Source organism: Campylobacter novaezeelandiae (genome assembly GCF_004323845.1).
Classification (GTDB): domain Bacteria; phylum Campylobacterota; class Campylobacteria; order Campylobacterales; family Campylobacteraceae; genus Campylobacter_D; species Campylobacter_D novaezeelandiae.
The window spans coordinates 69,682-78,326 of record NZ_QPGR01000004.1 but is presented as its reverse complement, the minus strand read 5'-3'; the positions used below and the strand labels follow the sequence as shown (position 1 = coordinate 78,326).

The following is an 8,645-nucleotide window of genomic DNA, read 5'->3' as shown; positions in this document are numbered from 1 at the left end:
TGTCTTGTAATTCATCTTCAATTTTTTTAGCATCGTCATTTATTTCATCATCTTGGGTTAATTCTAAATCATCGGTTGGATCTTGGACTTGGTTATCTTCTATATTTAACTCATCGCTATGATTTATCTTTAAATCTTCGTTTTGAGTTTCTAAATCAAGATTATCATCTGTATCTTTTAAATTTTCATTAATTTCATCTACATTTTCATCTACTTGGATTTCTTCTTGATCATTTTGATCGTTTAAGGTTAAATCATCATTATTTAAATTTTCATCTTGTAATTCATCTTCAATTTTTTTAGCATCGTCATTTATTTCATCATCTTGGGTTAATTCTAAATCATCGGTTGGATCTTGGACTTGGTTATCTTCTATATTTAACTCATCGCTATGATTTATCTTTAAATCTTCGTTTTGAGTTTCTAAATCAAGATTATCATCTGTATCTTTTAAATTTTCATTAATTTCATCTACATTTTCATCTACTTGGATTTCTTCTTGATCATTTTGATCGTTTAAGGTTAAGTCATCTAAATTATCAGTATTATCAGATAAAGACTTTTGATTTATCTCATCCTCATCTAAGCTTAAATCATCAATGCTTAACTCATCTATCTCTTCTAATTTATTATCATCTTTTTCATGAATATCATCTTGTTCTTCGATAAAAGTTTGAGTATTACTATCTAAACTATCATTATTTAAAAGATTTAAAAAGTCTGTAGGTAAAAAAGGTTTTTGTAAAGTTTTTATATCTTTAATATCAAAATTTTGATTGCGCGATGTTAAAACTATAAGTTTAGAACATTTTTGTTTTAATTTTTCAATATCTTCTTGTATATCACCATCTATAACTATAATATCATATACGCCTAAATCATCAGTATAAGCATTTGCTTCTTTAAAATCATGAGACATTTTTTTTGCACTAAGCCCTACAAGCTTTGATACAACAGGGTTTTCATTTAAAAGTAAAATTTTCATCACTTTATCCTTGAAAAATAATTCTTATTTTATGATATTTTCATTTATTATTACCTTATACAAAAAAGAGAGTTTGCATATTTGAAAAAACTTGAATAATCAATTGTTTAAAATATTGCATCATTACAAGTAAAATTGCAATTAATACTATAAAACCTAAAGCAATTTTAATAGGATAACCAATAACTAAAAGATTAAATTGTGGCATAGTTTTCATTAAAAGTCCAAAAATTACATCAGAAAGTAAAGAAATTGCCAAAATAGGAAAAGACATAGTAAAACCTATAATAAAAATATTTAAAATACCTTGATTAAGATACGTTAATAAATTTTCATGAGGATAAAATCCTCCTAAAGTAATAGATCCTAAAGAATACTTTAAAAATAAAAGCATTAAATGATGTCCATCAAAAGCAAGAAAAAATAATAAGGCCAATAAATGTAAAATTTGAGAAGTTATAGGCATATTGGTACCAGAAGAAGGATCAATCACACTTGCCATTGTAAAACCCATAGTAAAAGCTATTTGCTCTCCTGCCATCATTATAATGGCAAAAATAATTTGCAACATAAGTCCAGCTATCATTCCAAAAATAACTTCACTCAAAATTTGCAAAATAAAAAAAGAATCTAAATGCAAAGCTTCTAATTTAGCAAAAGGAAATAAAAACATTGTCAAAAAGAAAACAATAGTAGTTTTTATCACCATAGGAATAACATTGTGAGAGAAAAAAGGAAAAAAAACTACAAGCCCGCTTAATCTTGCGAACAAAAGCATAAAAGTAACTACATTTTTATCGCCTAAATAATTAACAAATTCCATAAGAGTTTAAAATATAAGTTTTATCGCAAAATTTCGCTAATTGATTATCATGTGTCACAAAAAATAAAGCAGCATTATTTTCTTTTACATAATCAATTAAAATTTCAATAACATTTTTAGCATTATCAAAATCCAAATTCCCTGTTGCCTCATCTGCAAATATAATTTTTGGTTTTTTACAAAGTACTCTTGCTATGCTTACTCTTTGCTGTTGCCCTCCGCTTAATTTGGTAATTTTTTGATTTAAAAGTTTTGCAATTCCTAACTTTTCAAGTAAAACTTTATCAAGCTCATATCCAGATAAAATACTTGCTAATTCTATATTTTCCAAAGTTGAAAAACCTTTAAAAAGATAATGAGTCTGAAAAATAATACCAAATTCATAGCGTCTTATTCTGATCTTTTCTTTCTCGCTAATATCATATAAATTTTGATTTTTATAAAAAACATTTCCATTATTTGGTTTTAGTAAAGAAGATAAAATATGCAAAAGAGTAGATTTTCCACATCCACTACTTCCTTGTATAGCAATACAATCTTTTGGATAAATATTTAAATCTAAATCTTTAAAGAGCGGATAATCAAAACTATGAGTTATTTTTTCCGCTCTTAAAAGTTCCATATTAGCTCATTTGTGCAGCAACTTCTGCAGCAAAATCTTCAGTCTTTTTCTCTAAGCCTTCGCCTACTTCAAAACGAACAAATTTCACAATTTGAATTTTTCCACCAAATTCTTGTTCTTTTTGTGCAATTACTTGTTCAATAGTTTTTTTATCATCCATTACATAAAATTGACCCATAAGCGTTAATTTGCTATCAAGCTGAGAATTATCAGCTATAAAGCTATTAATTTTTCCAGGTATAATATTTGCCCAAATTTTTTCAGGTTTATTTTGTGCTTTAAGCTCTGCTTTAATATCATCTTCAACTTGTTTTAAAATAGTTTCATTAAGCTGTTTTCTACTAGCAAATTTAGGAATTTTATGCTCTGGCTTATTTGGATCTTTTAAACGGCGTCTTTCTTCATTTTCTTTTTCAAGTTCAGCCACCAAAGCTTTATATTCGTTTTCAATAAAATCCATATCAAGTTCTTCATAACTTAAATAACTAGGCTTCATAGCAGCTATGTGCATACAAAGTTGTTTTAAAAAATCTTTTGATTTTTGAGCTACTTCTTCATTTTCACAATTTGCCGCAATAATAACACCTACACGACCATTAGTATGGATATAGCCGTTAACTATACCTTTTTGATCATTAGTCTTAATAGTCTCAAATCTTCTTACAACTAAATTCTCTCCAATAGTAGCAATTTGAGTTTTTAAATAATCTTCAAAAGCAACCCCGTTAATCTTGCTATTTTTAAGTTCATCATTGTTTTTTAAATCATTAATTTGTATATGCTCTGTTGTTTCTTTTGTTAAAGCAATAAATTGCTCATTTTTTGCAACGAAGTCTGTTTCTGAATTAATCTCACTTAAAGTTGCTGTTTTAAAATCATCACTCACTTTAACACTAATTAATCCCTCAGCCGCCAAACGATCTGCTTTTTTAGCTGCTTTACCAAGTCCTTTTTCTCTTAAAAGTTGAACAGCTTTATCAAAGTCTCCATTACTTTCTTTTAAAGCATTTTTACAATCCATCATTCCTGCGCCAGTGCTTTCGCGCAGTTCTTTTACCATTTGTGCAGAAATTTCAGCCATTATTCTTGCTCCTTAAAGTCTTCTTCACTCATTGCTTCATCAATAATTTCTTTTTTTTCACTTTCAGAAATTTCATTTTTTTGTTCTATTTCTTCTAATCCATCTTGCTCTCTTAAGGCTTTACCCTCATTAATTGCTTCAGCCATTTCTTGACAAAAAAGTTGAACAGAACGAATAGCATCATCATTTCCTGGTATCGGATAAGTAACCAAATCTGGATCACAATTTGTATCAAGAGGAGCTACAACAGGAATTCCAAGTCTATTAGCTTCTGTAACAGCAATTTTTTCTTTTACAGTATCAATAACAAAAATCATATCAGGCTGAGTTTTCATATAACGAATACCGCCTAAATATGCAAGTAATTTCTCTTTTTTTCTTGTAAGCATTAAAGCTTCTTTTTTTGTCAAAAGTTTAATGCTACCATCTTCTTCCATTTTTTCTATAACTTCTAATTTTCTTATCGACTGACGAATAGTGCCAAAATTTGTCATCATACCACCTAGCCAACGATGATTGACATAAGGCATTCCGCATTTTTCAGCATACTCTTTAATAGCTCCACCTGCTTGTTTTTTGGTTCCAACAAACAATATAGTTTTTCCCTCAGCAGCTGCATCACGAACAATATTATAGGTGTATCTAAAATATCTTAAAGTTTTTTGCAAGTCGATAACATAGATACCTTTTCTTTCTCCAAAAATAAATTTTTTCATCTTTGGATTCCATCTTCTTGTTTGATGTCCAAAATGCACACCGCATTCTAACAAATCTCTCATACTAACCATAATTTCTCCTTAAATTTAGCTTTTATTCCTCCGTATCCTTTTTTATTTACAAAGCTAAAAAGAATTGATACGTGTGAAATCAAAGCAGTAATCTTATCAAATTTTATTTTAGTTTTTACTTATAAATATGTTCTTGAGTTAATGGAATTTCATTATTAATTTCTTTAGTAATTAATAATTGAAACAAATCTACACTTCCAACTTTAAAAGCTGCAGAGCAAGAACGTAAATATAAATTCCACATTCTAATAAATTCTTCATCATATTTTTTACGTACTTGATCAACAGCTAGATTAAAATTATTAGTCCAAATATCTAAAGTTTTAGCATAATGCAATCTTAAACTTTCTGCCAATAAAAGATGAAAATCTCTTTCGCTCATTATACTTATAACTTCTCTTAAAGATGGTAAATATCCCCCTGGAAAAATATACTTATCTATCCATGCATTAGTCTTTCCCTCAAACATTGATAAAATAGAATGAAGCAAAAATAAACCACCGGGTTTTAACATTTGTTTTACTTTTACAAAATAAAGATCCAAATTTTTTCTACCAACATGTTCAAACATACCAACAGAAACAACTTTATCAAAATAATTATGATATTTTAAATCTTGATAGTTTTGAAGTTTAATTTCAATTTGATTTTCAAGTCCTAATTCCTTAACTCTTTCATTGGCCTTTTGATACTGCTCTTTAGAAATTGTAATACCAACAACTTCAACCCCATACTTTTGTGCTGCGATAACAGAAAGCCATCCCCAGCCACATCCTATATCTAAAAGTTTTTCTTTGGGTTTTAAATTTAATTTTTTTAAAGTATGCTCAATTTTATTAAGTTGTGCCTCATAAAGAGTTTCTTTAGGATTTTTGAAATAAGCACATGAGTAGCTCATGGTTTCATCAAGCCAAAGTTTATAAAAATCATTTCCTAAATCATAATGACTTTTAATATTTTCACTTTCTTTATTTTGGGCTATTTTACTTAAGACATTTTTATTTTTTAAATATTTTTTATTAGAAAAATAATATAAAACTTTAGCTATTTCATTATAATCACCCTCAATATCTAATTTTCCTTGCATATAATATTGAGCAAAAATCAAACTCGTATCTTTAAATAAAACATAAAAAGGTATTTTCTCTTTTAAAATTAAAGAAAATTTAGGCTGATTTTTGCCTAAAATAAATTCTTCTTTATCCCAAAAAACAATCCTAAAATCACCATAATCCCATTTTGAAAGAATTAGTTTAATAATTTTCTTTTCTAGCATAATATACTCCAATAATAAAAATTTATATAAACAGTATAGAATCTAAAAATTAATAAAATTGAAGTATATGAAGAATAAAATTATTTTTATCACTTTTTTAAAAAAGTGATAAAAATTTTAATGAAGTTTAGACCAAACAGATCTTTTCCATCCTATAGCTAAAATACTTAAAATTACAAAGAAAATCATTATATAAATTCCTAAATTTTCTCTTTGTTCTTTTTTACTATCACCTACTTTTTCTAAGTAAGAAATAACTTTAGCTTGAGACTCTTCATTCAGTCCTACTCTTGGCATTGCTGTTCCTGGGAGTAATTTTTGAGTATTATTTATAAAGTCATGAAGATACTGCTCACCTCTTGAACGTATCATCATAGATAAATCAGGCGGAACTGAACCAAGATAATTTTTCAAATCATCATGATTAGATGGAGTAAGAAAATTATCATACTTAACATCATGACAACGACCACAAGCTTCTATAAAAGTTACTCTATCTTTTGCAAAAGCTACATCTTTATTTATCAAAGCTATTTTTCGTTTCTCATCTGTTAAATTAGCATATTTTGCTTCAATCTCTTTTTGAATAGCGGTATCTTCTTGTGTTTTAAATTTCACGCCAACTTCTTTAAGGTAAGCAATAACATTTGCAACGTTAGCATTAACTGTCTCTTGATTTTCTCCAGATGTTTCTGTATTGTAAGCACTCATAATAAAAGCATCTCCAAATTTATGATCTACTTTTAGAGCAAGTGCTGGATGCATAATTAAAGCAGCTAAAAATTTCTCATCATATAAATTTGCCGCAGAACTTAAATCAGGAGGAATGACACCTAAAGAAGAGTCTGTAATATTTGCTGGCATATTATCAGCTTTAATTCCATGACAAGCAAAGCAATTTCCTTCAAAAAATTCTTTTCCTTTTTTAGCATCTGCCTTAGAAAAGTCAATTTTATCCACTTCATTCCAAAGTCTTTCATTTTTAACTAAATTTTCTTTTGCAAGTTCAAGATCTTTTCTGGCACTTTGTATTCTTTTTTCATCATTTGACTTTTGTGCTTCATCAAGTGCTAACTCTTTAGATGCGATAACGCTTTTTGCATAATCAATATCTTCAACTGCAAAATTAAAATTTGCAGGAGCTACATGAGGCTTCATAACAGAGTGAGCATAAGGTTCAACACCCCAATAAACAAGTCCAGTAAATACTACTACAACTAAAAATATTTTTAGCTCTCTCATGACTTAGCTCCTTTTCTCTCTAAAATAGTAATTATAGGTAAAACCACAATAAGCATTAGTAAAAAAACTATAGAAGCGTAAAAACCAACCCAAGCATTAACACCCGTTGGAGGAAGTTTACCATAAACAGTTAAAACAATTAAGTCTATCAATAAAATCCAAAACCATATAAAAAATAATGGTCTATCATGAGCAGGTTTTACTACATCACTTCTATCAAGCCAAGGCAATAAGAAGAAAATAATTTGGGCTATACCAAAAGCAGCTAAACCTATATCAAAAGCTTTAATTCCTGCAATATCAAAGAAAAATCCTCTTAATACTTCATAAGACCATAAAAAATACCATTCAGGATAGATATGTGCTGGTGTTTTTAATGCATTAGCCGGATCAAAATTAATAGGATCCATAGCAAAATCAAATTTAAAACAAACTAAGTAGAAAAAGAAAATCATAAACAAGCAAATATACATAAAATCTTTAGATAAAAATCCTGGCCAAAAAGGAATAACTTTAGATCCTTTTGTATCTCCTGCCATATATTTTTCAGCTTCTAAATCAAAGTCTAATTCTTCTGAAATTTCATTATTTACATGAGGAATTCTTAAAGTATAAAAATGCACAACAATAAGAGCAATAATAACTATAGGCAACAAACAAACATGAAGCATAAAAAATCTTGTTAAAGTTGGATCTGAAACAGCGTAGTCTCCTCTTATCCAAATTACAAGCTCAGGACCTATAAAAGGAATACCGCCAAAAAGATTTGTGATAACTTGTGCAGCCCAATAACTCATTTGTCCCCAAGGCAACATATATCCACTAAACGCTTCAGCTGAAAATACAATAAATAAAAGCATTCCACTAACCCAAATCATCTCTCGGCCTTTTTTATAAGACCCATAATAAATTCCTGTTAGCATATGAATATAAATGATTAAAAATACTACAGAAGCCGCAACACCGTGCATATGTCGCCAAAGCCAACCATAATCTACTTCTTGCATAATAGTTTTATTTACACTATCAAAAGCCAATGCAGTATCTGGCTTATAATACATAACAAGCAACAAACCTGTTACAAAAAGTATTGCAAAAAGAGTGGTTAATATAACACCCATAGCCCATAAAAAGTTAATTTGTTTTGGTATCCAATATTTAACCATTAAAACATCTAATAATTTATAAATTGCAAGTCTTTGATCAAGCCAATCCATTATGCCATTAGCTTTTCTAATATGTGCCATTTTAAGCCTCCGCTATCATTTTTTTATATTCTAAACCCTCTTCACCTAAAACAAGTTTTGTTCCATCAATTTTAAATGGAGGAATTTCTAAAGGTTTAGGAGGAGGTCCAAATACATTTTTGCCACTCACATCAAATTCTCCACCATGACAAGCACATTTAAATAATTGCTCACTCGGTGTATAAGCTGGGATACATCCTAAATGAGTACATAATCCTATAACAACTGTATATGCTGCATTACCAACTACAACATCACGCTTCTCATCTCTTGGCATACTTTCATCTTTTTTTAAAATAAAAATAGGTTTTTTACGCCATTCTATTGTTCTAAGTTCTCCTGCTTGCATTCCAGATAAATCAACAGTGGTAAAACCAGCAGCTTTTACACTTGGAAGTGGGTCCCAAGTTTTTTTCATTGCAACTAATGAAAAAACGCCGCCCACAGCAGCCACACTTCCAAATGCAAAACCCATAAAGCTTCGTCTACTTTCAGATGTAGCCATATTAAGTTCCTTTCATTTTTATAATATACAAACTTAGCAGTCTATCGAAAATAAAATTAATTTTTTCTTTAAAAGA

General features: G+C 28.9%; 8 protein-coding genes and 1 pseudogene. All 9 read right to left on the bottom strand.

The genetic code is table 11. From position 1 onward, the window contains the following. Positions 1–985: pseudogene (locus DU473_RS03355) on the bottom strand (hypothetical protein); the annotation flags it as partial. 55 nt (positions 986–1,040) lie between these two features. Then, positions 1,041–1,808 (bottom strand): flagellar biosynthetic protein FliR, encoded by a 768-nt coding sequence (fliR, locus tag DU473_RS03350; protein WP_131186521.1) that lies wholly within the window; start codon positions 1,806–1,808, stop codon positions 1,041–1,043. Further along, complete coding sequence (locus DU473_RS03345; RefSeq protein WP_131163590.1) at positions 1,795–2,430, bottom strand: ABC transporter ATP-binding protein; 636 nt, start codon at positions 2,428–2,430, stop codon at positions 1,795–1,797. Before DU473_RS03345 ends, fliR begins: the two co-directional genes overlap by 14 nt. A gap of 1 nt (position 2,431) precedes the next feature. Further along, positions 2,432–3,511, bottom strand: coding sequence for a translation elongation factor Ts (gene tsf, locus DU473_RS03340; RefSeq protein WP_131163591.1), 1,080 nt, complete (start codon positions 3,509–3,511; stop codon positions 2,432–2,434). Further along, positions 3,511–4,299, bottom strand: a complete 789-nt coding sequence (gene rpsB, locus DU473_RS03335) for a 30S ribosomal protein S2 (RefSeq protein WP_131166328.1) — start codon at positions 4,297–4,299, stop codon at positions 3,511–3,513. The genes tsf and rpsB overlap by 1 nt, the downstream gene beginning before the upstream one ends. A 115-nt stretch (positions 4,300–4,414) precedes the next feature. Next, complete coding sequence (locus DU473_RS03330) at positions 4,415–5,575, bottom strand: class I SAM-dependent methyltransferase (protein ID WP_131186520.1); 1,161 nt, start codon at positions 5,573–5,575, stop codon at positions 4,415–4,417. A gap of 117 nt (positions 5,576–5,692) precedes the next feature. Next, positions 5,693–6,817, bottom strand: a complete 1,125-nt coding sequence (locus tag DU473_RS03325) for a c-type cytochrome (protein ID WP_131186519.1) — start codon at positions 6,815–6,817, stop codon at positions 5,693–5,695. Continuing rightward, a complete protein-coding gene (locus DU473_RS03320; protein ID WP_131163595.1) occupies positions 6,814–8,064 on the bottom strand; it encodes a cytochrome b in 1,251 nt (416 codons plus the stop codon). The genes DU473_RS03325 and DU473_RS03320 overlap by 4 nt, the downstream gene beginning before the upstream one ends. A 1-nt stretch (position 8,065) precedes the next feature. After that, positions 8,066–8,569, bottom strand: coding sequence for a ubiquinol-cytochrome c reductase iron-sulfur subunit (gene petA / locus DU473_RS03315; protein ID WP_131163596.1), 504 nt, complete (start codon positions 8,567–8,569; stop codon positions 8,066–8,068). Between the last annotated feature and the right edge of the window lie 76 nt (positions 8,570–8,645).